The organism is Telluribacter sp., assembly GCF_035998675.1.
Lineage (GTDB): Bacteria > Bacteroidota > Bacteroidia > Cytophagales > Spirosomataceae > Telluribacter.
The window spans coordinates 158378-182884 of record NZ_DASYHI010000020.1 but is presented as its reverse complement, the minus strand read 5'-3'; the positions used below and the strand labels follow the sequence as shown (position 1 = coordinate 182884).

Sequence of the window (24507 nt, the reverse complement as noted above, 5' to 3'; positions counted from 1 at the left end):
TGTTCCAATACAGAGAATTCTTCCTTTGGGAGAGTTCCCATAAAAGGATTCCCAATTTGTATTTCATTTTTTGTGGTGTTAATAAGCAAACTTGGCAGGTATGTACACATACCTGCCAAAGTTTTTGTAGGGTACCCTATAGCAAATAGAGCGGGCGGACCAACTGGTCCGCCCGCTCTATTTGCTGTTTAGTATACTACTTCTCTTTTTTACGAACTTCGATGATCTTCATTTTATCCAACATTTTGATGACCGGATAGGTAGGATCAAACTCAAACCACTTGGAACCGAAATTCAGCGAATTGGGACGCTTGTGGTGGTTATTCTGAAAGAGCTCACCCATCATAAGGAAATCAATGATCAGGGAGTTTTTGGATTTATCATTATTATCAAAATTCTGATAGCCGTACTTGTGGCCGCTCCAGTTGACAATAGCTCCGTGGATGGGTCCCATCAGGAAATGAACCGGCAGTAAAAAGAAAAACGCCCAGTGCATATCCAGGTAAAGGTAAGCCAGTACATAAAATGTAATGTAAAGGATTCCCCAACCGGCCCGGGAAGCCCACGAATCACCAAGCTTTTCAATCAGGTTCCACTCGGGGTAATTCCGCTCAAACTGCGACTCAATGGCCCGCTTGCGGTTGAGTACCGCGTTATAAATATCTTTGGTTTCCCACATCATGGTAAAGACATTCTTGGTATGGTGGGGAGAGTGGGGATCCCTTTCTGTATCACTAAACGCGTGATGCATGCGGTGCAGGATGGCGTAAGCCCTGGGACTTAAATAAGAAGAACCCTGGGAAATATAAGTCAACAGGTAAAAAAATCTTTCCCAGAACTTGTTCATTCTGAACATTTTATGGGCAGAGTAGCGGTGAAGAAAAAAGGTTTGGCAGAACAGCGAGAGATACCAGTGTCCCACAAAAGCGGCAATAACTGCGTACATGAATAACGAGGTTTTAATTCTTACTATAATCCTACAAATTTAATGGTAAAGCGGCATTAAACAACTTTATACTTAAAATGCCGTGGTGGCGTAGTCAAGTAAGTTGGCGCCCATACGAAGTGCCTGCTGCCTAATCTCTTCCGGGTTATTATAAACGCTCTGGTCTTCCCATCCGTTCCCCAGGTCACTTTCGTAGCTGTAAAAGCAAACCAGCCGACCCTGATAAATCAGTCCAAACCCCTGGGGCGGATTACTATCGTGTTCATGGACTTTGGGCAGCCCGTTCGGAAATTTGAACTTCTGATTATAAATCGGGTGGCTGTAAGGTAGTTCGACGAAGGAAAGCTCCGGAAATACCTTTTTCATTTCCCGCCGGATAAACTTATCCATACCGTAATTATCATCAATATGCAGGAAGCCGCCGGCCATTAGGTAGTTCCTAAGGTTTCGGGCTTCCCCATCCGTAAATACTACGTTACCGTGGCCGGTCAGGTACACAAAGGGGTACGAATACAGATCAGGACTACCTACCTCCACAATATCCTCCTCGGGAAAAATATTCATTTTAAGCTGCGTATTACAAAAACGAATCAGGTTGGGCAACGCAGTTTTGTTGGCATACCAGTCTCCTCCCCCGCCGTACTTAAGCTTAGCTAATTTGTACGAAGATTGTCCGTAACTCACATTTCCAAGTACCAGTAAAACCAAACTCAGACAAAACCATTTTATATTCTTTCTCATACTACTATTACTATACTTATAATACAATTGTTCAAAACTTAAATAAGTTGGGCCAGGTGTACTGCATGGCAGGCCATTACTGCCGCGGTTTCGGTTCGTAATCGGGTGGTACCCAGAGAAACCGGCTTAAAGCCCAGACTCAGGGCCAGCTCAATTTCCTGCGGCGAAAAATCCCCCTCCGGCCCAATGAGTACCAGGGTATCTTCCCCTTTCTGTACCTGTTTTACCAAATGCTCGGGAACGTCCGTATCCGTAACGTATGCGATAAACTTATTATTCTGTTTACAGCCGGCCAGGAACTCCTTAAAATCCCTATGCAGGCTAATGAACGGCTTTACAACCTGCTGTGACTGCTTCATGGCCGACAGGGCAATGCGCTCCAGACGCTCAGGGTTAAGTACCCTGCGAATACTCTCGTGGTGGATATGCTCCGTAAACAGAAACTGAATTTCGTCTACCCCCAGTTCTGTCATTTTCTCCACCATCCATTCATTTCGCTCTGCTTTACGGGTTGGACCAATGGCCATACTGATCCGGTTGGAACGGGCGGGTACTTCTATGCTTTCCAAAATGAGGTACTTCACTTCCTTTTCTTTTACCTGCGTGAGGCTGGCTTTGAAAAGTTTTCCCTTTCCGTCGGTTACCCATATCAGGTCCCCCACCCCCAGGCGCAGAACTTTGGCACAATGCCGGGCTTCTTCTCCTTCTAAAGTTTGCTGACTGGCTGAAGGCTGATAAAAGAGATGCATACTTCTTAAAGGATAAGCTGATTTCAATGTGTTGGTTCAAGGGTTCCACTTCCTCAGGTTTATTCCAGCCTGGTTTCTGTACAAAGTACAAAAGCAGGGCCAGGATTCAATGATACTACCTATTTAGAAAATTCTTTGGTAAACATACCAAAATTATAGATTTACACATTTACACCATTTTTTGTAATTATTACCATTTTATACCCGAACCTATATTATAATAACACTACTTTTTAAGTTATCACCGAATTTTTACTTCCAACCACTTCAATATTAAACTTGCTCATTTTAATAAAATATCACATAAAAAACCCAGAATATTACAACATGCACAACTTTATGTAAGTATTTTGAAATTTTTGTTCAATAAAATTTTATAAAATTAACTATATCCCCTATTTTTGGCATGTAGTTATTAAATGTCATCTATCACCCCCTATTCTTAGTACAGTTATGGCAAAAGCTAAACTTGAGTACATTTGGCTGGATGGATATAAGCCAACACAAAGTCTTCGCAGCAAAACCAAGATTGAAAACAATTTCAGTGGAAAACTGGAAGACTGCGACATGTGGTCGTTTGATGGTTCCTCTACTGAGCAAGCTCCGGGTGGTTCTTCCGACTGCCTGATAAAGCCTGTTTTCATTTGTACTGATCCTCAGCGCAAGAATGGGTACCTGGTGATGTGCGAAGTTTTGAACGCGGACGGAACGCCGCACGAGTCGAACGGTCGGGCTACGATCGAAGATGATGACAACGATTTCTGGTTTGGATTCGAGCAGGAGTACTTCCTGTGGGATCCCGAAACCAACCGTCCTCTGGGCTTCCCTGCCAACGGCTACCCAGCCCCTCAGGGACCTTACTACTGCTCAGTAGGTACCAAGAATGCTTTCGGACGTGACATTGTAGAGGAGCACCTTGACGCTTGTCTCGACGCAGGTTTGAACGTGGAAGGTATCAACGCCGAAGTAGCGGCCGGACAGTGGGAATTCCAGATTTTTGCCAAAGGAGCGGCCGAAGCCGGCGACCAGATTTGGGTGGCGCGGTACCTGCTCGAAAGAATTGGTGAGAAATATGGTGTTGCCATTAATTGGCACTGTAAGCCCCTCGGCGCAACCGACTGGAACGGCTCGGGTATGCACGCTAACTTCTCCAACACCACCCTGAGAACGGCTGGTAACAAAGCTACCTACGATACTGTCTGTTCGGCCTTCGAACCTTTCATTGCCGAGCATATCGCAGTTTATGGCGCTGATAACCACATGCGTCTGACTGGTAAGCACGAAACTCAGTCAATTAATACGTTCAGCTACGGCGTTTCTGACCGCGGTGCCTCTATCCGCATCCCTATCGCTACGGTTGAAAAAGGCTGGAAAGGCTGGTTGGAAGACCGCCGTCCCAACTCAGCTGCTGATCCTTATAAGGTAGCTGCCCGTATTATCAAGACTGTCAAAACAGCAAAAGTGTAATTTGGAATACGAATACAGAAAAGCCTCCGGTACTTGCCGGAGGCTTTCTTTTTTAGAGCCCGCTCCATTTGAGCGGGCTCTTTTTATTTATTTTTAGTCTTCATCCTCACTGGAAAAGGAGTAAACCGCTTTATCAAGCTGCAGGCGTCCGGCGTTGAAATGAGCGATGAAATCATTGATTACTTTTTCGTTAATAGAGGGCCGGTTCAACCCTACTTCTAAGCCGATACCGTATTCAAACTTGGTATCTACTTCCACGTGCTCACTTACCTTTATTTCCTCATTCTCCTCAATTTCTTCAATGTACTCGGTCAGGAGAAGTTCAGCATCCTCATCCCTGTCCGAATCATCAGGATCATTGATTGTTCTTTCATCCGGCGGAATATATCCCGGCATTTGTTCCTGAACCCGTTTTAATGCCAAATCATAGACCAGGGTGGAATGATGGAGCCGAAGGGTGTAAATTAAGGCGTCATAGATGGCCTCCTGCTCCTGGTAAAAACCTATAAACTGAATGTGGGCGTGTTCATCGTTTTCTTCCTCGTCCTCAAACTCATCTTCAACGTACACGAAGTTCATTCCTTCTGCTCGGCATTCGCGTTTTAGCTGGGCTATTTCTTCTGGATCAAATCCGGGATTCATAGTTGTTTCAATTGATGTTTAGTTATAAAAGTAATACCTAAAAGTATAAGAAAGAGCCAAGTCCGGACCCACCGGCACCTGATCTATTACTACAAATCGTTCCGAAGGCAATTTGTTTCTTTCTTCTAAAATAATAAATTTCAGCCGATTAACTTGCCATCGGTACTTTACCTTTTTCAGGGCTCACCTAAATTATAAAGAAAGCCCGGGAAGGCCGGGCTTTCTGGGAAAACTACTATTTGATAAAGAGCATTTCGCGGTATTTTACCAACGGCCAGTCTTCGTCGTCAATGACCAGTTCCAGCTTATCTACATGGTACCTGATTTTTTCAAAATAGGACTTCACCTCCGAACCGTACAACCGGGCCTTTTCAACCGAATCTTCAATGGCGTTGGCTCGCTTTCGGCTTTCCGTCATATCCTGCACCAGCCCCTTAATAACCTTTACGTGGTTGGAAATCTCCATAATTATTTCCTTGATGGGTTCAGCCTCCCCGGTCATATCCAGGTCGGTCAGGGAGCGGGCGGTTTGTGCCAGTTTATGCTGGTACTTCACTGCGGTGGACACAATATGGTTTATCGCCAAATCTCCCACTACCCGCGATTCAATCTGGATTTTCTTAACGTAATTTTCCAGCTCAATCTCGTACCGCGCGTGCAGCTCCCGTTTGGTAAGTACCTCCATGCTTTCAAATACCTCAACTGCACTGTCGCTGATGTATTCTCTCAAAGCATCGTAGGAATTTCCAATATTCGAAAGTCCGCGGCGTTCGGCTTCGTCTACCCACTCCTGCGAATATCCATTTCCTTCGAAAAGGATGCGTTTAGAGTCGGTATAGTACTTCTTAAGAATTTCCACCACGGCAATTTTCTTTTCCTCGCCAGTGTTCAGGCGCTCATCCAGTTCCCGCTTAAACTCCATCAGCTGGCGCGCCACAATGGTATTCAGGACAATCATGGCCGACGCGCTGTTGGCGCTGCTACCTACGGCCCGGTATTCAAATTTATTACCGGTAAAGGCAAATGGTGAGGTACGGTTCCGGTCGGTATTATCCCGCAGGAGATTAGGAATGCGGTTTATTCCTAGTTTGTAATAAAAGTTCTCTCCTTTTTCCAGGGTGATTTCGCCCCGGCTAATCAATTCCTCTAACATTTTTGTCAGCTCAGTACCCAGGAAAACCGATACAATAGCCGGTGGGGCCTCGTTGGCACCCAGGCGGTGCTCGTTACCCGAAGATGCAATTGAAGCCCGCAGCAAATCGGCATTGTCGTGTACCGCCTTCACCACGTTGACCAGGAAGGTCAGGAAGCGAAGGTTTTCTTTGGGTTTGCTAGTTGGCGCTAACAGGTTAATCCCCGTATCGGTTGACATGGACCAGTTGTTGTGCTTGCCGCTACCGTTTATTCCCGCGAACGGTTTTTCGTGGAAGAGTACTTTGAAATGGTGCTTCTCGGCCACTTTCTGCATTAGGTCCATCAGCAGAGCATTGTGGTCAATGGCCAGGTTCATTTCTTCGAAAGTAGGTGCACATTCGTACTGCCCCGGTGCCACCTCGTTGTGGCGGGTCCGGACCGGAATACCTAATTTGAGCGCTTCAAACTCAAAATCAACCATAAAGGCGTTAATCCGGGGAGAAATAGAGCCAAAATAATGGTCTTCCAACTGCTGTCCCCGCGCCGGGCTGTGGCCAAATACCGTCCGGCCCGACATAACCAGATCAGGACGGGCATAGTACAAAGCTTTGTCGACCAGGAAGTATTCCTGCTCAGCGCCCAGGGTAGCGGTTACCTTGGTAACATCGCGGTTAAAGTACTGGCAAACGGCCGTGGCAGCCTTATCCAACATGTTTAACGCCCGCAGTAAAGGAGCTTTATAATCGAGCGCTTCACCGGTATAAGAAATAAATACCGAAGGGATACAAAGCGTTTTTCCTCCCGCCCCGTTGTCCATCAGGAAGGCCGGAGAACTGGGGTCCCAGCCGGTATAGCCGCGGGCTTCGAAAGTTGCCCGTAATCCACCGCTCGGAAAAGAGGAAGCATCGGGCTCTTGCTGAACCAGGGCGCTTCCTTTAAACTTCTCCACGGCTTTGCCACTTCCCGATAAATCAAAAAAGGAATCATGCTTTTCGGCGGTGGTACCGGTTAAGGGCTGAAACCAGTGGGTATAATGGGTAGCCCCCCGGGAAATAGCCCACGACTTCATGGCGGTAGCTACTTCCTCCGCTACTTCCCGGTCAATGTGGGAGCCGGAACGGATAGCATTGGAGATTTTAATATAAGCTTCCGGGGAAAGCAGCGCCCGCATAACGTCCTCACTGAAGGTATTCACCGCGTACAGTTCGGTGATTTTTTCGGAAGGAGGTGACAAAGGTATCGGGCTGCGGTCGAGCGAGGTTTCAATTGCTTTGGAACGAAAAGACATGTAAGAATGAATTAAAGTTTTGACAAAAATGAATGTAAGTTTTAAATATCAGGCCTAAAAACCATAGTGGTTTTCCACTATAAGTATGCAATTATTGAAAAATAACGTATAGATGCTACGAATATATCAAGGAATATTTAAATGCAAGCTTCCAGGCCGAAACGATTCTGCTGACCCGGTCAGAACTTAGCCCGGCTTCCCACCATTTAACCCGGTTATCATCAGGTACTTCTGTACCCGTCAGACTGTCTCCGACTCAAGTACACTGTAATATGTTCCCGATTTTGTACTTTTGCGTGATAATAGAGTTAAAATGAAGAAAGTAGCTTTTTATACCTTAGGCTGTAAGCTCAACTATTCCGAGACTTCAACCATTTCCCGGATGTTTGAACAGAAGGGGTACCGGAAGGTGGAGTTTAATGAACAGCCGGATATATTCATTATTAATACCTGCTCAGTTACCGACAATGCGGATAAAAAATGCCGGAAGATTGTTCGGGAGGCTCAGCAGATAAATCCCGCTGGTTATGTGGCCATTGTTGGATGCTATGCCCAGTTAAAGCCCAGAGAAATAGCCGAAATTCCCGGTGTGGACGTGGTACTTGGGGCCGCCGAGAAATTCCGGCTCGTTGAACTGCTCGATACGTTTGAGAAAGACCCGGTAGCATCCAAAGCCCGGGTACTGGCCTCCCCCATTGAAGAAGCCATTGACTACCATACTTCCTATTCGCTCAACGACCGCACCCGTACTTTTCTGAAAGTACAGGACGGCTGTGACTACCCCTGCGCCTACTGCACCATACCGCTGGCCCGGGGTAAGAGTCGTTCCGACTCGGTGGAGAATGTGGTGAAGGCAGCTCTGGAAATTGCTCAGCAGGGGGTGAAGGAAATAGTACTTACGGGGGTGAATATCGGTGATTTCGGTATTCGGGACGGGCAGCGTCAGGAATATTTCCTGGATTTGGTGAAAGCGCTGGATGAAGTGGATGGAATTGCCAGGTTCCGGATTTCTTCCATAGAACCCAATTTGCTTACCGACGAAGTAATTGAATTTGTGGCCCAATCCAAACGCTTTGTACCTCACTTTCATATTCCGCTCCAGTCAGGTTCCGATAAAATGCTGGGGCTGATGCGCCGGAGGTATCGCTCAGCCTTATACATTGACCGGATAAAAAAAATCAAGGCCCTAATGCCGCACTGCTGCATCGGGGTGGATGTCATAGTGGGGCACCCCGGCGAAACCCAGGATGATTTCCTGGAAACCTACCGGTTTCTTAACGACCTGGATATTTCGTATCTGCACGTTTTTACCTACTCCGAGCGCCCCAATACATCCGCGTTAACGATACGTCCGGTGGTACCGGTCAGGGAGCGGGCCGAACGCAGCAAAATGCTCCATATCCTTTCCGAAAAGAAAAAGCGGTTTTTCTACGAGCAGCAGGTTGGTCGGCCGGCCACCGTCCTATTTGAAGAGGATATTCAGGGTGGAATGATGCAGGGCTTTACCGAAAACTACGTGCGGGTAACGGCCCGCTACGACCCGCTGCTGATAAACGAAACCAAAAAGGTAGTACTGACCGGACTAAATGAAAGTGGACTGATGGAGGTGGATGAGGCCGAAACCCAAATCCTGACGCATTCCTGAAACCGACTCCCCTGCCTATAAAAAAGAAGTTGCCCGCCAAAGGCAGGCAACTTTCCGAAGTACAACAAAACCACAGATGCACTGTGGTTTTGTTGCTATGTAGGCGGACCTAATCTATTGATTAAGCTTCCACCAGAAATTCGTCGTGCTGGCTGATATCCAGACCTACCTTCTCATCGTCCTCGGTAACACGCAGCGGCAGGATCAGGTCAGTTACTTTCAGAAGAATAAAGGACATGATGAAAGCAAAGGCCGAAACCAGTACCAGGGCAATCATGTGGTTAATGAAAAGCGTAGTTTCACCGTAAGCCAAACCCTGATCTACCACCCCACTGTTAACACTTGACGTTGCAAATACACCGGTCATGATCATACCGACCATACCACCTACACCATGGCAGGGGAATACATCCAGGGTATCATCAAGCGCTGACTTTGTACGCAGGTGAGCAATGTAGTTACTGATGATGGATGAAATAGTGCCAATAAATATAGCTACGGGAATCGTTACAAAACCGGCAGCCGGAGTAATAGCTACCAAACCTACAACGGCACCGATACAAAAACCAAGCGCTGATACTTTTTTGCCTTTGGCCGCGTCAAAAAGTACCCAGGCCAGGCCGGCTGCACCAGCGGCAGTGTTGGTAGTTGCGAAAGCTGAAACTGCCAGGGCCGAAGCACCTACCGCCGAACCGGCGTTAAATCCAAACCAACCGAACCATAGCAAGCCCGTACCTAACAATACAAAAGGAATGTTGGCAGGAGGAAGTACACTGGCCTCAACGTGCGAGCGACGGCGCTTCAGGTACAGGGCACCGGCAAGGGCAGCCCAACCAGCCGACATGTGAACAACGGTACCACCAGCAAAATCAAGAACGCCCATGTTAAACAGCAGTCCTTCGGGATGCCAGGTCCAGTGTGCCAAGGGAGCGTACACGAACAGGCTGAAAAGAATCATGAAAAGTACGTAAGAGCGAAAGTTGATACGCTCGGCCATGGAACCTGTAACCAGGGCGGGGGTAATTACGGCGAATTTCAACTGGAAGAAGGCAAACAGGGCCAAAGGTATGGTGGGAGCCAGTGACCAGGGCTTGCTTTCAAGTACACCGTTAAACATGAAATACGTAGTAGGATTACCAATGATACCACCGATGGACTCACCAAAGGCTACACTGAAACCAACTACTACCCACAGAACGCTGATAACACCCATAGCAATAAAACTCTGCAGCATGGTTGATATAACGTTTTTATTATTCACCATTCCACCGTAAAAGTACGCCAGACCGGGCGTCATGAGCAGTACCATCGCCGAAGCAACCAGCATCCAGGCCATGTCGCCCGTGTCAAGTCCTTCGGTTACGATTTGGGCGGGTGCCGAGGGCAGAAACACCCCTATCAGGCTCACCGACAGCAGAATAATCAGAGGAATGAAATTAAACTTTTGCATAATCTTGATGGTTTTGGTTGTACTTGCTTTTATTTTTTGATGGGTTGTATTTTAGAACCTATAGATGAAGGCCATTCCAACGGTAGTCTGACTGTTGTTGGTGAAGTTGCCTTTTGAATCTTCAAACTGCTGTACTTCGTTGGCACCCGGTACTTTTGGGTAGCTGTCCAGCCGTACTTCGGGCTTCAACAGTACATGGCCATCGGCGAGGGTAAAATTGCCGGTTAGCGTAAAGGAGTTAACCGAAGTACCTTCTCCCAGGCTGTTTACCAGGCCGCGAACGCCGCTTTTGTTGTTGAAGTTTTCGTAGCGGCCTCCCAGTGCGAAGTAGTCAGTTAGGGCCAGGTTAGCGTATACGGCAGCACCACCCCAGGTCTTTACTTCTGAGGGTCCGCCACCACTCTGATAATCTCCTTTTTGTCCACCGTAGGCAGCATTAAGTCCCAGCAGGAATCTTTCGGTAACCTGGTAGCTGGTAGTAAGGTCAATAACGCGGTAGTAAGCATCGGGTGTAGTACCGGTAGCAGGGTCTTCGGCGGCTTCGTTACTTCCTATGTAGTTCAGGTACACGTTCCAGTTTTCAACGGGAGCAAAAAACAGCTGGCTGATAAAGCCTTTCTTACGGTTGTTATCGCCCAGGCCGTCTACGTTATTGACAAAGCCCATCATCAGGGAGGCTTTATCCGAAAAAGCGTAGGTAGCTTTTAAGCCGGTATGATAAAAAGGACCGTTGTTGAACAGGTTCGACAGGGAATAATTGAAGTTGACCGGAGCGTCAATGACTTCATAACCGATGTGGGTACCAAACTGACCCGCCGTCATGGAAAACTTATCGGTAAAGTTGTAGGTGAAGTAAGCCTGTTTGATAGTAAGCGCCGTACTGATAGAATCAAGGGGGCCGATCAGGTTACCATAGTTACCCAGGTCGGCATTGGGACCAAAGGTTAGGTCAACGACAGCTTCTGATTTGTCATTGGTATAGGTCATTTTCGTCTGCACCAAACCAATCTGAAATTGTCCGGAACGCTGGTCGAAAACACGGGCGTTAGAAGCACCCATATTGGAGCGGGAAGCCGGGCGGTTCAGGTTGGCTACGTAGTAGGAATCCAGATACCCGGAAAATGTAAAGACACCTTTCTTTTCCTCATCGGCCTTGGTGTCTTCGGCTTTTTTAACCTCTTCGGTCTGGTCAGCCTTTTTGTCGCCCTCCTTGGTAAAACCCAAAAGAGGTACCATAATAGATAATGCTGCTAAATAGAACTTCTTCATAATTTTATTTTGTTAGGTGGGTAAATTCGATCAGCTATCATTTCGATGACAAATATTAACTATTTATGATTATCATCAAATAGACAAGTATGAATAATAGTACTTTTAGGCTAAAATTCCTTAAAAAGTGAAAATCCATATTTATATATACCCATAATTGCCCAGTTTTTATAAAAATTAAATATTGGACCTTATTCTGTAATTGTGACTTTTTGCCAAATTTTATCTTTTGTTACCTACACACACTTGAAATGTATTTTGGTGGAAATATCCTGCGAAAGCCATAGGTAGGGCACAAAAAAAAGCCCACCTGTCGGGTGGGCCGGGGCATTAAAAGTACGTATATATCTATTCGGCGTGCAACCAGGCTTTTTTGGCTAAAAGTGTATCCTGTTCTTCTTCGTGGTCAGGATCAGGTACACAGCAGTCAACCGGACAAACTGCGGCACACTGGGGCTCTTCATGAAATCCGACGCATTCGGTACATTTATCAGATACTATATAGTAAAATTCGTTGGATACGGGAGACTGTTTTTCTTTACCACTTACAATAGTCCCATCTCCAAAATCAACTTCATCAAGACTGGTACCGTCACCCCAGGTCCACTCCACTCCTCCTTCGTATATAGCTGTGTTAGGGCATTCTGGCTCGCAGGCACCACAATTGATGCATTCATCGGTTATCATTATAGCCATGGTCGTCGGATTGTTTATATTTGTTCGACATTCACTATTTCTAATCAACAAATATAACTATTTATAGTTTCATAACAATTAGAAAATAGCATAAATGCTTTGTGCTGTAATTATTTAAAGAACATTTGGTATGATATTCAGAACAACCCGCTATAAAACATTTGAATTACTTGGAGAGTACCTCACCGACCCGGCCAATGCACTGCTGCTGGAAGATTGGGCCTTTCGGGCTAACCTGACCAATAACTGGTTTACGCCGGAAAACGTCCTGAATTCATTGCAATCCATCGGAGAAAGGTACCTTACTGCGGAAGCGCTGAAAGAGTGGGCAGACCGCTACCCCGAGCCTGCTACCTCCAGAAAAGTAGGAGTTATCATGGCCGGCAACATACCGGCGGCGGGTTTTCACGACGCTATGGCTGTGCTGCTAAGCGGCCACACTCTACTGGCCAAGCTAAGTACAGACGATAGTGTGTTGATTAAATTTCTGCTGGACAAGATCTGCCTGATTGAACCGGCCTTTCATGATTATATCCAGATTTCCGAGCGGCTCAATGACGCCGAGGCTTATATAGCGACCGGTAGCGACAACACCGCCCGGTACTTTGAATACTACCTGGGCCGGAAACCCAGTATTATCCGGAAAAACCGCGTGGCGGTGGCGGTCCTGACCGGAGAAGAGAGCCGGGAAGAACTGACTGCGCTGGGAGAAGATATATTAAGGTACTACGGGCTGGGCTGTCGAAATGTGGCCAAGCTATTTGTACCCACGGGCTATGACTTCACCCCTTTCTTTGAAGCCGTGCAACCGTTTGAGTCGTATTGCCGCAATCACCACAAGTTTTTCAATAATTACGAATACAATAAGTCAATACTTCTGGTAAACGGCGAGGCCCACCTGGACAATGGCTTTTTGATTGTGCATCAGAATAAGGCCCTTGTATCTCCACTTAGTGTGGTCAACTTTGAGCCCTGCGAAAATCTGGATGAGGTAAGGCAGCACCTGGAGGAGGACAAAGAGAAGATTCAATGTGTGGTGGGTATGGCTACCAATCCGTTGGCTACTGTTCCCTTAGGAAAAGCGCAAAGGCCCGGATTAAGTGATTTTGCCGATGGAGTAGATACTATGGCGTTTTTGAGTAAGTTATAAGTACCTATTCTTTTGCGTAGGCAAATCGCATGGTATTTAGTCTCCCTCTTAGCGAATATGCAAAGGCATTGAGTCGGTTAAAAGCCAGTAAAGGCCCCCTCATTAATGCCCCACATTCAGCCTCAAACTCCATACCGAGGTAGTTAAAACAATAACCCCGGAGTTGTATTTTTCTATCCTGTAAGGTAAGCCTAATCATCATATCGTAGCCTGGTGATAGGGGAAACAAGCTTGTTTCGAGCAGACCAGCAATAGTATCCTGCTGCGCCAGTGACCACCCGTGGGACTGAATCATTCGGAGGGCCGATTGGTACGCTTCAGCATCCGACTGGTCATAGTACAAATAAATAATTTTAGAGCCACGAGGTGGATCAAACATGGGTGGCTTTCGGGACTTCTGTCCGCAACATAAATAGGGCAGTATCAAAAGCAGCAGTAGCACTCTTTTCATATATATATAGTTTAATTATCTATACTACAAATATAGATAATTAAACTATATATAAAACTATCTTCCAAAAGCCCAAATCAAAAATTGCGGCATTACCTTACCCCAAGTCTTGGGATTGTGTTCACCACCTGCCACTTCCACGTATTCGACCTCCTTGCCCCAGCGGTAGCCTTTCCTTTCCAGCTCGGCGATGCAGTCGAGCGTATCGTCTATTGAATCAATAACTCCATCTCCATCCCTATCATCGGTTTCATCGTTTGTACCAGTCTGGAACCAGAACTTTAAGCTGGGTCGGCTTTCCGTTTGTCTGATCTGCTGGTGCATTATCCGGTAGCTATCGAGGTAGTCCTTGTCGAAGGCTTTTTTTCGCCACCACAAAGCGCCCGAAAACACACCGACTTTTGAAAAAATGCGGCTATGGTTCCAGGCTAAATCCAGGGCCATGAGTCCCCCCAGGGAAAACCCGGCTACTACCCGGTCTTTTGCTTCCCGGGTAGCCCCGTACTTTTCTTCCAGGTAGGGCAGCAATTCTTCCAATACAAACTGGGCATGCAGTGCCGCCTTGTTTCCACGGCCCGCATAGTCGGGCGTGTGGGCGGTGCCGTATTCAGAAAGTCGATCTTTATTGGCATGTACCCCCACCACCATTAGGGGTTTTACCCGTTGCTCCCGAAAGCTCTCTTCAAGAATTTCAGAGAAAGTAAGTGCCGGAAAATCCTGCCCATCGTGGACCAGCAGCAAGGGCAGCCTCGCTTCCGTTTGGGAATATTCCGGCGGCAGGAGTACGGTTAACATTACTTTTCGCCCCAGGTACCTGGAGGTCAGAGAATCACTCAGGCATTGAATAGATTGCATAGTACTATCGGCTACTTACTCCCTGGTCAGGGGCTGAAAGCCCGTTGGTGGCCTGGAAAATCATTAAATGGAAAAGTATATAAGGTATCAAAACTTGGAAAAAGGTGCTAATGATAAGAAAAAAAGTGGGTTTCTTCCGGCCATGGTTGCCCTAGCGGGGGAGGTAATCGTACGGCAGGGAATGAGCAACTTTTTCCCAGCTCCAGTAGCCCTCCACAAATACATTAAGTGGTTCAATAAACTCGCCCAGCTCGTCCAGTATAACAGAATTGGAATGTAAAGAAAGTACCGAAGTCTGGAAAGTAGGGATACGGCGCTGAAAGCTACTTGTTACGTAATCCCATTCTTCTTTTTCACCCGTATACACTACCTGAAAGTACCCGTCAAAAGCCATTGTAACGCTACTGCTATCCTTACGGAGGTAGTCCTGGTAAGGTACCTGCGTGGTGTCCAGGCGCTCAATCATTTTGGGCAGGTTCGACTTGGAAAGTACTTGCCGGAGGGGGTCATGTTCAGGTACCATATCCCAACCTCCCCCGGCCCTGAGCTGCTTCCGGGCCTCTTCCAATTCTTCGTCCGACGGGCGGTCCGGATTGGGGCTGCGGTGCAGTCGCCTCAGGTTGTACCCTTCTTCTTCCAGCCGCTGTTGCCGGAGCGACCTTACAAAGTGCATCGTAGAACCTTGGTAGGCAATTAACCGGTTTCGTTCCCAACGTCGTTGTCGGCGGGCATTGCCGGTCATGGGTTCGTAGCGGGGGTAGCCCAGATAAGAGACGTAACGCTCGGGAATGATGAATTCAAATGCTACCAGCAGGTAACTTATCTGGTAGCCAAGTGCAGGGTTTTCAATCTGAATAAGGTCGGTCGCACTAACCTTGAGGGTACCTTGTGAACGATTGTAATCAATGATAAGTACTTCCGGATTTTTAAGTTTACTGCCGCGGGCCAGCTCACCCCGGCCCAGGAAATTTTCTTTAAATACTTCCAGATTGTCGTACCATTCTTTTCCGCGCTTTGCTTTTACCTGAATACTGTTAAGTGTATGGTTCTGCTGAGAAAGTTTGAATACGTAAGCCGAGGGAAGCCGGGAGGTTTCTATGGGATAAATAATAGGTTCGTAGCCTACCATGGATACAATCAGCTCGTACCTGCCTGCCCGCACCGGAATCGTGAATTCACCTTTTTCATTGGTCAGGGTACCTATGGTAGTGGTATTGAGGTACACCGATACAAATTCCAGCGGCTGGCTGGTCGTTTCATCCAGCACCCTTCCCCTGATGGTTGCCTGCTGTGCCTGCGTAGCCAGTACTGCCCATACTCATACAACTCCGATCAAACCCAGTTCTCTGGGCAGGTTTCGGGCCATATTCTGGCGGGCATCTGCAGGTTTTAGGCGACGCCCCGGATTTGCTTCCTTAGTTTTGTTTTGTATCTTTCCCAATCTGTTTGAACATTAAATCCGGGCAGAATTTTGCAAGAACAATATATTAAATACTATTCACATTGCCTTTCCCGTGACGTTGAAATGCTGGTGTTTGGCAACTGGGGGTACCCTATCCTGCTTTTCCCAAGTACCCTCAACCGGTACTACGAAGCCAAAGACCAGGGACTGATAGAATCCGTCCGGGGTTTTGTCGAATCCGGCAAATTTAAGATTTATTGTATAGATACCCTTGACGCCGAAACGTGGTACGGGAAACACCTTCCCCCTGCTCAGCGTGTACAAAACTATATACAATACGATAAATTTCTGGCCAATGAGCTGGTTCCCTATATTCAGCGGGAGTGCCAGGTAGACCGGATTGCCGTGGGCGGTTGTAGTTTTGGTGGCTTCCACGCCCTGAACTTCGCCTTCCGCCACCCCGACCAGGTAGCCTACTTATTAAGTATGAGCGGCGATTTTGATATCCGGAGCTTCCTCAATGGGTACTACGACCAGAACGTGTACTTTACCAATCCGGTGGACTATATTCCTAATGACCAGGGCTGGCGCTTCGCGCATATGAATATCGTATTGGGTAGTTCAGAATGGGATATCTGTCTCAATGGAAATTTAATTATGTCCCGGATTTTAAATAACAAAGGGATAGATCACTGGTTAGACATCAGAGGACGCGAGTTACACGACTGGCCCCTGTGGCGGCAGATGTTCCCTGATTACCTTTCCAAAATGGCCCAGTAAAGTACTTATCTTGTAGGTCGCAAAAAGAGCAACCCCTTACCGCATTCATTAACCCAAACTAAAGTCAGTAAAACCCAAAGCTCCCATGAAAAAAATTGGAATTCTGCACGGCATGGAAAACACTTTTCCTCAGGCCTTTATTGAGCGTGTAAATAGTAAGGGAGAAAAAGGGATAGTAGCCGAGCCGGTAAGCATTGGCAAGGTTGTTCAGGCCGAACCAACTGAGTATGCCGTAATCATTGACCGCATTTCCCAGGATGTCCCCTTTTACCGGTCGTACCTGAAAAACGCCGCCCTTAGTGGGACTGCCGTTATAAATAATCCGTTCTGGTGGAGCGCCGACGAAAAATTTTTCAATAACTGTCTGGCCGAAAAGATTGGCGTACCCGTTCCCAAAACGGTGATTCTGCCTTCGCACGAGCGACCGACCGATACGTTCGAAACTTCTTTCCGCAACCTGAAATTTCCTCTGGACTGGGAAGCCATGTTTGAGTACATTGGTTTTCCGGCTTACATGAAACCCCACGCCGGGGGGGGCTGGAAAAGCGTGTACCGGGTGGAAGACCCCCATGATTTGTGGAGAAAACACCAGGAAACCGGCCAGTTGGTCATGATGCTGCAGGAGGAAATAGTTTTTACCGATTATTTCCGTTGCTACTGCATTGGACAAAAAGAAGTACATATTATGCCCTACGAGCCGCGCAATCCGCACCACCTGCGCTACGCGGCCCAGATGAATACCGAAGGACCGGCCGGTAAAAAATTGCTGGCTACCATAAAAGACTATGTACTTCGCCTCAACAAAGCGCTGGGATATGATTTCAATACGGTTGAGTTTGCTGTACGCGACGGGGTCCCCATTGCCATTGATTTTTGTAATCCGGCACCCGATGCGGATGTATATTCGGTAGGGCACAACAATTTTGAATGGATTGTGGAAGCCGCCGCCAACATGGCGATTGAACGGGCCAAAAAGCAAAAACCCGGAAAGGACAATCTGACCTGGGGTACCTTTGTCCGGTCGGCGGTAGGTACCACCGCGCCGACCGAACCGGCCGGTGAAGCCAATGGAGCAGCCGCAAAACCCAAAAAACCCGGTACCGCTGCCCCCGGAAAAAAATAATCTTGACCTAACCGACTATCCTATGCCGGCATTCACTCTGGGTATTGAAGAAGAATTTCAGACCATTGACCCCGTAACGCGAAACCTGCGTTCGCACATGTCAAAGCTGGTTGAAGGGGGGAAAATAATCCTGAAGGAACGGGTAAAGGCCGAAATGCACCAGGCCGTGGTGGAGGTAGGTACCAATATCTGTTACAATATCCAGGAAGCACGGGATGAAGTTACGTACCTGCGTAAAATGATCCTGGACCTGGCGGGTGAGCAGGACCTGCGGGTAGCCGCCGCGGGTACCCACCCCTTCGCCGACTGGGTAGACCAGCTTATTACCGACGATCCCCGGTACGATGAATTGATTGACGAAATGCGCGACGTAGCCCGGGGTAATCTCATATTCGGTTTGCACGTACACGTGGGCATTGAAAACCGCAACGAAGGCATTCATATCATGAATGCGGTGCGGTACTTTTTGCCCCATATATACGCTTTGTCTACCAATTCGCCTTTCTGGTGCGGGCGCAATACCGGGTTTAAATCGTACCGTTCCAAAGTTTTCGATAAATTTCCCCGCACGGGCATACCCGATTTTTTCTCCAGCGCCGCCGAATACGACGAGTACCTCAACCTGCTCATCAAGACAAAATGTATTGATAACGGCAAGAAAATCTGGTGGGACATCCGGTTGCATCCGTTTTTCAATACCATCGAGTTCAGGATTTGTGATGTACCTATGCGGACGGACGAAACCGTTTGTCTGGCGGCCATTATGCAGGCGCTCGTGGCCAAGATCCATAAACTACACAAGAAAAACCTCAACTTCCGCCCCTACCGCCGCATCTTGATCAACGAAAACAAGTGGCGGGCGGCCCGGTATGGTATTCATAGCAAGCTGATTGATTTTGGCAAGCAGGAGGAAGTGGAGTTTAAACAACTGATCCACGAACTACTCGACTTCATTGACGATGTAGTAGATGAGCTGGGAAGCCGTCACGAAGTGGAATACGTTCACCGGATTTTGGAAATGGGTTCCGGTGCCGACCGCCAATTGGCTGTTTTTGAGGAAACTAATGATATGGCGGCCGTCGTTGATTATATAGTATCTGAGACCAGGATTGGAATTGGGTAAATGATTATTTTGAATTAGTGAATTGTGAATGAGTGAATCTTTTTTGGAAAATCTTCCATTTGGAATCCTTTATTCGCTCAATTTCTAATTCACTCATTAATTTTACATATGAATATAGAAAAACAGGCCTTTCGTATCGCCGTCCTGGACATGTACAACGGGGTGGAGAACGAAGGAATGCGCTGTATAAAACAGCATATTGAAGATTTTGGACTAAAAGAAGGACTACCGGTACAGTACCAGGTGTTTGATGTGCGTCAGCACCATGAGGTACCTGACCTAAGCTTCGACGCTTACATTTCAACGGGTGGGCCGGGAAGCCCAATGGTGGAAGGCACCGTATGGGAACGGCGTTTTTTCAATTTTCTGGACCAAATCTGGGCCCATAATGCCAACCGTCGCAACCGGATAAAAAAGCCGCTGTTCCTGATTTGCCATTCGTTTCAGATGGCCTGCGTTCATTGGCAAATCGGCTCGGTTGGCAAGCGCCGGTCTACGTCTTTTGGTACCTTTCCCGTCCACATGACCCGTTCGGCTCACCAGGAGCCTCTGTTTTCCGGGCTCAACGACCCTTTCTGGGTGGTTGACTCCCGCGAGTACCAGGTTATTCAACCCAACCACCACGTCCTGGAACAAATGGGGGCTAAGGTACTGTGTCTGGAAAAAATCCGCCCCCACGTTAACCTGGAACGGGCTGTTATGGCCATTCGGTTTTCCAAAGAGATTGTTGGTACCCAGTTTCATCCCGAAGCCGACGCCGAAGGGATGCTCAGGTACTTTTTGAAGGAAGATAAAAAAGCAAACATTGTTAAAAATCACGGTCTGGATAAGTATAACGCCATGATTGAGCATTTGAACGATCCGGACAAGATTCTCTTGACTGGTTCTACTATTTTGCCGGGCTTCCTGTCAAGGGCCGCGCAGCGGCTGTTTACCCCCCAGCAGGTCTGAACTATTTCCCGCCTTACCCTTCGATGTATGCACCAGACCGCCCGGACCAACTTTAACCAAACTTTCAGTGAAGAGAAGTACCAGCAACTACTGGCTGCCATCCAGACTGATTTTCCTGACAAGCTGGATTTTCGGGTGGCGGAAAGTCCCGTTTTCATTCCCCGGAAACTTGGTGAGCAGATGGTGGAAGCCTGCGAGGAGATCATAAGTACCATTGCCGCGCCGGACTTTATTCAAAAAACAGACCGGGCCATTCCGGCCGGAGAGGCAGTTCCCAACGAAAATGGGCATACTTCCTTTCTGGCCATAGATTTTGCAGTTTGTCAGGATCAGGAGGGACAACTCGTACCCCAGTTAATCGAATTACAGGGATTCCCGTCCATGTTTGGGTACCAGTTGTATCTCTCTGAGTTGTACCGAAAACACTTTTCAGTCCCTTCTGAGTTTTCCTATGCCTTCGGTGTAAACAGCCCGGAAGAATACGTAGAAAAATTGAAACGGACCATTCTGGCGGATGAACATCCGGAGAACGTAATCCTGCTGGAAATTTACCCCGAGCAGCAAAAAACCCGGATTGATTTTGCTATTACCGAGCAGCTAGTGGGCGTAAAGGCCATTTGCTACACCCGATTAATCAAGGAAGGCCGTCGGCTATACTATGAGCAGGAAGGGCGCAAAATCCAGGTAAGGCGAATATACAACCGCTTAATATTTGACGATTTAAAAAACTTCCCCGACCTGCCAACTGGCTTTCACTTTACCGACAAAGTGGACGTGACCTGGGTGGGGCACCCTAATTGGTTTTTCCGGATAAGCAAATTTACCCTGCCCCTGCTCCAAAGCAGGTACGTTCCCGATACGCGCTATGTCAGCGATTACGGGGGGAATTTTCCCGATGACCTGGAAAATTGGGTACTAAAGCCCTTGTTCTCCTTTGCCGGTACCGGCGTTGAACTACACGTAACCCCGGAGGTACTTCAACAAATTGAAGACCCGCACAACTACATTTTACAGCGCAAGGTTGTGTACGCACCCGTAATTGAGGCACCGGACGGTAGGGTCAAATGCGAAATCCGGATGCTGTACGTTTGGCCGGATGCAGACGAGCGACCAACCCTATTGACCAGCCTGAGCCGCCTGAGCCGGGGTGAAATGATTGGGGTACGCTTCAACAAGGATTTTACCTGGGTTGGTGGCAGCGCCTGCTTCTTTGAACCTTTCTGAAGTGGTACTTTTCTAAATTTGTTCTTTCAAGAATGCATATAAATCAGCGACAGCTTTTTTTTAATCACCTGGCCCAGACTTCCGATTTCCCCCTGGCCATTGAAATCGATCGGGCCGAAGGGGTCTATATGTACGGTACCAATGGCCAGCGCTACCTTGACCTTATTTCGGGAATTGGGGTAAGCAACGTGGGACACCGGCATCCGGCGGTACTGGCGGCCATTCAGCAACAAATGGACAAGTACCTGCACCTGATGGTATACGGAGAATTTGTCCAGAGTCCGCAGGTCCGGCTGGCCGAAGCCCTCACCCAGACATTGAATCTGCCTCAGGCCCAAACAGCCCCTTATGGCCGCATTAACAATGTTTACTTTTCTAACTCCGGTACCGAGGCCATAGAAGGAGCCCTGAAACTGGCGAAGCGCTTTACCGGTCGCCCCGAAGTTATATCCTGCTTCAATGCGTACCACGGGGCTACCCAGGGGGCATTGAGTCTTTCGGGAGCTGAATTTTTTAAACGAAACTTCCGGCCGCTCATCCCCGGCATCCGGCAGATACAACACGGCGCTACGGCGGATTTGGACATGATTACCAACAAAACGGCGGCGGTAGTGATAGAGGTAGTTGGTGGAGAAGCGGGGGTACGGGTACCTGAGGTGGCGTATATGCAGGCGCTGCGGAAACGTTGTACCGAGGTGGGGGCTTTGCTGATTCTGGATGAAATCCAGACGGGCTTTGGCCGTACCGGTACCTTTTGGGCCTTTGAACCCTATGGTATTTACCCGGATGTACTGGTCAGCGCCAAAGGTATGGGCGGAGGTATGCCCATCGGGGCGTTTATGGCCTCGCAGGAGGTAATGAGTGTTTTTAAAAATAATCCGATTCTGGGGCACATAACCACTTTTGGCGGGCATCCGGTAAGTTGTGCGGCATCCCTGGCTACCCTTACGGTTATACGGGACCAGCAGCTGGAAGAACAAGCTAACGCGAAGGGAGATTTGATAAAAAGCTTGATTCAGCACCCCATGGTTAAGGAAATACGGGGAAAAGGCCTGATGCTGGCGGCTGAATTTGATTCATTTGAAGTACTTAAAAAAGTAATAGACCGCTGTATTGAGCGAGGCGTTATCACCGACTGGTTTCTTTTCTGCGACAATTCCATGCGCATTGCCCCGCCCCTGACGATCACGGAGGCACAGATTAAAGAAGGTTGCGAGATTATTCTGGGGGTACTTGAAGTAGGCGTTTAAGGCAACCAAACCGGGGTAGAAACGCCCGCGCAAGGTACTTTTTTATAAGTACTGGCAATACTACCTTCCTCCGGAGGAGGAAGGGCCGGGGGTAGTGGCAATAGAAAGAACGGGTACCCTTTCGAAGTGAAAGAAAAAATATTTTTGATTCTTCCAACGATACCTCCCTTCTACGTATCTTTCAATAAATCACTACTATCACACAGCTCCTTCCCCCTTATGAGAACTACCCTTCGCCTCGCTGTACTTGGAATGGCTTTATTCTGGTTCATGGCTGGTTGCCAACCACAATCAAGTACCCGCACCGTCAGGCTTTCCATTCGAAGTATCCCGCAGGCCCTGCTAGACGTTCAGTTGGATACTCTGGATATGATCTCATTGGAGAATCTGGTGATAGCTCAGTTAACAATAGATTCGGCTGGAAGTACTCTGCTGGAGTTTGAATTACCCCGACCCCAATTTACCCGACTCCAGCTGGGCGATGATTTTCAGACACTATACCTTACACCCGGCGATGAGCTTACCATTCACTACGATACAACCGGGAACCAGGTACGCTTTGAAGGTACCTCTGCTGACGCAAACCACTACCTGGCTCAGGAAGTTTTAATCTGGCAGCAATCGGGCCTTTACGAAAATGAAATCAGTGCCGAGACTTTTTTGGCCCGCCTTGATTCCACAAAGAATAAAATTTCAGACTTCCTCCGGCACTACCAGGACAGTACGGCTCTATCGGCCGCAATAGGGACACTATTCAAGCATAGATATGAACTTAGCTTGTTAATGGCGAAACAACGATTTTTCTGGAATAATTATTTCGCGGCAGAAAACAAGGAAATACCTGGGGCCATCAGCAGCGTCTGGAAAGAAATTCCTTTCGACTCTACCTTACTTCGCACGGCTATGCCTACCTATGCGTCGGTTTTGTATTTCTACCTTTACATGCACAAGTACCCTTCGGTGTATCCCAAAGGCGTCAGTAAGACAGAAGTTGGTTCAATAAGTAAGAACTTTCCTTTTTTAGCTTACGAAAAGATAAAAGAAGTTAGCCCACCGCCCGCTTTTCAGGAGTTCTTTCAAGCTAAGATTCTGGACTATTCTTTAGCCAGTTTCGGCATTACTCCCGCTATCGACTCCTTCTATACTCAATTTAAACAGCACTACCCTTCTTCAGAATATCAATCTTCCGTTGAAACCCAATACCAGAAGTGGGCGGCGCTCCTGCCGGGTAAAGTTGCTCCCGACATCCGGGGCATCAACTCCGATGGAAAAGAATTTTCCCTGAGCGACCTACGCGGAAAGGTAGTTTATGTAGATATATGGGCTACCTGGTGTGGTCCCTGCAAGGGTGAATTTCCTTATGCTAAAAAGATAAAAAAACAATTTGAAGGTAACGACCGGGTGGCGTTCCTGTACGTCTCAGTTGACCAGGAAGTAGAAGAATGGAAAAAGTACCTGCGAAAAAATCAGGATATGACGGGCATTCACATCAACCAGAATCCGGAGGCGGACGCTAACTCTTCTGTTTATAAAAAATACATGATCTGGGGCATTCCGCGCTACTTCCTCATTGACCAGCAGGGAAGGATAGTCAGCGTCATGGCGGCGAGGCCTTCGAGCGGGGAAGTGGAAAGGGAAATCAGAAAGGTATTGGCGCAGGCCACGCCGGTGGCTTCATTGTAGGTGCCTTTCAGGCCGAAGCCCCGAAAGCCTGCCCAAGGAGGGTACACTTTCGGGGCTTTCGTTTATCGGTAAAGCTGCTTTACCCAAGCTGCTCGTTCAATTTCTGCTCCAATACCGACTTAGGTACTGCACCTACTACTTTATCTACCAGTTGGCCGCCTTTGAAAATCATCAGGGTAGGAATGCTGCGGATACCAAATTTAGCCGGAATCTGGGCATTCATATCAACATCCATTTTGGCAATAACGGCTTTGCCTTCGTACTCACCAGCCAGTTGCTCCACAACGGGGCCGATCATTTTACAAGGCCCACACCATTCAGCCCAGAAATCTACAAGTACTGGTTTATCACCTTGAATGATTTCTTCAAAGTTGTTGTCGGTTACTTCAAGTGCTTTTCCCATATTGTTTATAGAAAGTGTAAAATAGAAAAATATGCTGTTCTTTCTACAATCAAAAAAATGGTACCAAAAGTTCCTCTGCTGTACG

General features: G+C 47.7%; 22 protein-coding genes. 10 read left to right on the top strand and 12 right to left on the bottom strand.

Going from position 1 to position 24507, the window contains the following annotated elements; all coding sequences use genetic code 11:
• Positions 1–196 precede the first annotated feature (196 nt).
• The 3 genes from VGN67_RS14850 to VGN67_RS14840 all read right to left on the bottom strand — a co-directional run bounded on the left by VGN67_RS14850 (position 197) and on the right by VGN67_RS14840 (position 2436).
• The gene (locus VGN67_RS14850; RefSeq protein WP_327487643.1) at positions 197–946 is read right to left on the bottom strand and encodes an acyl-CoA desaturase; all 750 of its coding nucleotides are present in this window, start codon (positions 944–946) and stop codon (positions 197–199) included.
• A gap of 72 nt (positions 947–1018) precedes the next feature.
• Positions 1019–1687: a DUF4159 domain-containing protein gene (locus VGN67_RS14845; protein ID WP_327487642.1), complete on the bottom strand. Its 669-nt coding sequence runs from the start codon at positions 1685–1687 to the stop codon at positions 1019–1021.
• 38 nt (positions 1688–1725) lie between these two features.
• On the bottom strand, positions 1726–2436 hold the full coding sequence (locus VGN67_RS14840; RefSeq protein WP_327487641.1) for an RsmE family RNA methyltransferase: 711 nt from the start codon (positions 2434–2436) through the stop codon (positions 1726–1728).
• Between the two features lie 453 nt (positions 2437–2889).
• On the opposite strand from VGN67_RS14840, the gene VGN67_RS14835 reads away from it, so the two are divergent.
• Positions 2890–3903, top strand: a complete 1014-nt coding sequence (locus tag VGN67_RS14835; protein WP_327487640.1) for a glutamine synthetase beta-grasp domain-containing protein — start codon at positions 2890–2892, stop codon at positions 3901–3903.
• Between the two features lie 93 nt (positions 3904–3996).
• Here the strand turns inward: VGN67_RS14835 and VGN67_RS14830 are convergent, their stop codons facing one another.
• Both VGN67_RS14830 and VGN67_RS14825 read right to left on the bottom strand, forming a co-directional pair.
• On the bottom strand, positions 3997–4545 hold the full coding sequence (locus tag VGN67_RS14830) for a hypothetical protein (protein WP_327487639.1): 549 nt from the start codon (positions 4543–4545) through the stop codon (positions 3997–3999).
• A gap of 235 nt (positions 4546–4780) precedes the next feature.
• Positions 4781–6967 carry a glutamine synthetase III gene (locus VGN67_RS14825; protein ID WP_327487638.1) on the bottom strand — a complete coding sequence of 729 codons (2187 nt, stop codon included), beginning with the start codon at positions 6965–6967 and terminating at the stop codon, positions 4781–4783.
• Positions 6968–7280: 313 nt separating this feature from the next.
• Here VGN67_RS14825 and mtaB point away from each other — a divergent pair, with 313 nt between their 5' ends.
• On the top strand, positions 7281–8612 hold the full coding sequence (gene mtaB, locus VGN67_RS14820) for a tRNA (N(6)-L-threonylcarbamoyladenosine(37)-C(2))-methylthiotransferase MtaB (RefSeq protein WP_327487637.1): 1332 nt from the start codon (positions 7281–7283) through the stop codon (positions 8610–8612).
• A 121-nt stretch (positions 8613–8733) separates the two neighbouring features.
• Here the strand turns inward: mtaB and VGN67_RS14815 are convergent, their stop codons facing one another.
• From VGN67_RS14815 to VGN67_RS14805, 3 genes are all read right to left on the bottom strand, one after another.
• Positions 8734–10062, bottom strand: a complete 1329-nt coding sequence (locus VGN67_RS14815; protein ID WP_327487636.1) for an ammonium transporter — start codon at positions 10060–10062, stop codon at positions 8734–8736.
• Positions 10063–10113: 51 nt separating this feature from the next.
• Positions 10114–11331 carry a porin gene (locus VGN67_RS14810; RefSeq protein ID WP_327487635.1) on the bottom strand — a complete coding sequence of 406 codons (1218 nt, stop codon included), beginning with the start codon at positions 11329–11331 and terminating at the stop codon, positions 10114–10116.
• A 348-nt stretch (positions 11332–11679) separates the two neighbouring features.
• Entirely contained in the window at positions 11680–12027 is a 348-nt protein-coding gene (locus tag VGN67_RS14805) for a 4Fe-4S dicluster domain-containing protein (RefSeq protein ID WP_327487634.1), read from the bottom strand.
• Between the two features lie 130 nt (positions 12028–12157).
• On the opposite strand from VGN67_RS14805, the gene VGN67_RS14800 reads away from it, so the two are divergent.
• A complete protein-coding gene (locus tag VGN67_RS14800; RefSeq protein ID WP_327487633.1) occupies positions 12158–13177 on the top strand; it encodes an acyl-CoA reductase in 1020 nt (339 codons plus the stop codon).
• Positions 13178–13181: 4 nt separating this feature from the next.
• Here the strand turns inward: VGN67_RS14800 and VGN67_RS14795 are convergent, their stop codons facing one another.
• The 3 genes from VGN67_RS14795 to VGN67_RS14785 form a co-directional block, all read right to left on the bottom strand.
• Complete coding sequence (locus VGN67_RS14795) at positions 13182–13628, bottom strand: hypothetical protein (RefSeq protein ID WP_327487632.1); 447 nt, start codon at positions 13626–13628, stop codon at positions 13182–13184.
• A gap of 57 nt (positions 13629–13685) precedes the next feature.
• Entirely contained in the window at positions 13686–14483 is a 798-nt protein-coding gene (locus VGN67_RS14790; protein WP_327487631.1) for an alpha/beta hydrolase, read from the bottom strand.
• 151 nt (positions 14484–14634) lie between these two features.
• The gene (locus VGN67_RS14785) at positions 14635–15762 is read right to left on the bottom strand and encodes a carboxypeptidase-like regulatory domain-containing protein (protein ID WP_327488408.1); all 1128 of its coding nucleotides are present in this window, start codon (positions 15760–15762) and stop codon (positions 14635–14637) included.
• A gap of 192 nt (positions 15763–15954) precedes the next feature.
• Between VGN67_RS14785 and VGN67_RS14780 the strand changes: the two genes are divergently transcribed.
• The 7 genes from VGN67_RS14780 to VGN67_RS14750 all read left to right on the top strand — a co-directional run bounded on the left by VGN67_RS14780 (position 15955) and on the right by VGN67_RS14750 (position 24019).
• Positions 15955–16665 (top strand): esterase family protein, encoded by a 711-nt coding sequence (locus VGN67_RS14780; RefSeq protein ID WP_327487630.1) that lies wholly within the window; start codon positions 15955–15957, stop codon positions 16663–16665.
• 85 nt (positions 16666–16750) lie between these two features.
• Positions 16751–17788 (top strand): hypothetical protein, encoded by a 1038-nt coding sequence (locus VGN67_RS14775; RefSeq protein WP_327487629.1) that lies wholly within the window; start codon positions 16751–16753, stop codon positions 17786–17788.
• A 22-nt stretch (positions 17789–17810) separates the two neighbouring features.
• Entirely contained in the window at positions 17811–18911 is a 1101-nt protein-coding gene (locus VGN67_RS14770; protein ID WP_327487628.1) for a carboxylate-amine ligase, read from the top strand.
• Between the two features lie 108 nt (positions 18912–19019).
• Positions 19020–19862 carry a type 1 glutamine amidotransferase gene (locus VGN67_RS14765; RefSeq protein WP_327487627.1) on the top strand — a complete coding sequence of 281 codons (843 nt, stop codon included), beginning with the start codon at positions 19020–19022 and terminating at the stop codon, positions 19860–19862.
• Positions 19863–19889: 27 nt separating this feature from the next.
• Entirely contained in the window at positions 19890–21086 is a 1197-nt protein-coding gene (locus VGN67_RS14760) for a hypothetical protein (protein ID WP_327487626.1), read from the top strand.
• Between the two features lie 32 nt (positions 21087–21118).
• Complete coding sequence (locus tag VGN67_RS14755; RefSeq protein WP_327487625.1) at positions 21119–22336, top strand: aspartate aminotransferase family protein; 1218 nt, start codon at positions 21119–21121, stop codon at positions 22334–22336.
• Positions 22337–22555: 219 nt separating this feature from the next.
• Complete coding sequence (locus VGN67_RS14750; RefSeq protein ID WP_327487624.1) at positions 22556–24019, top strand: TlpA disulfide reductase family protein; 1464 nt, start codon at positions 22556–22558, stop codon at positions 24017–24019.
• Between the two features lie 79 nt (positions 24020–24098).
• Here VGN67_RS14750 and trxA read toward each other — a convergent pair whose 3' ends face one another.
• Complete coding sequence (gene trxA, locus VGN67_RS14745) at positions 24099–24422, bottom strand: thioredoxin (RefSeq protein ID WP_327487623.1); 324 nt, start codon at positions 24420–24422, stop codon at positions 24099–24101.
• Positions 24423–24507 lie beyond the last annotated feature (85 nt).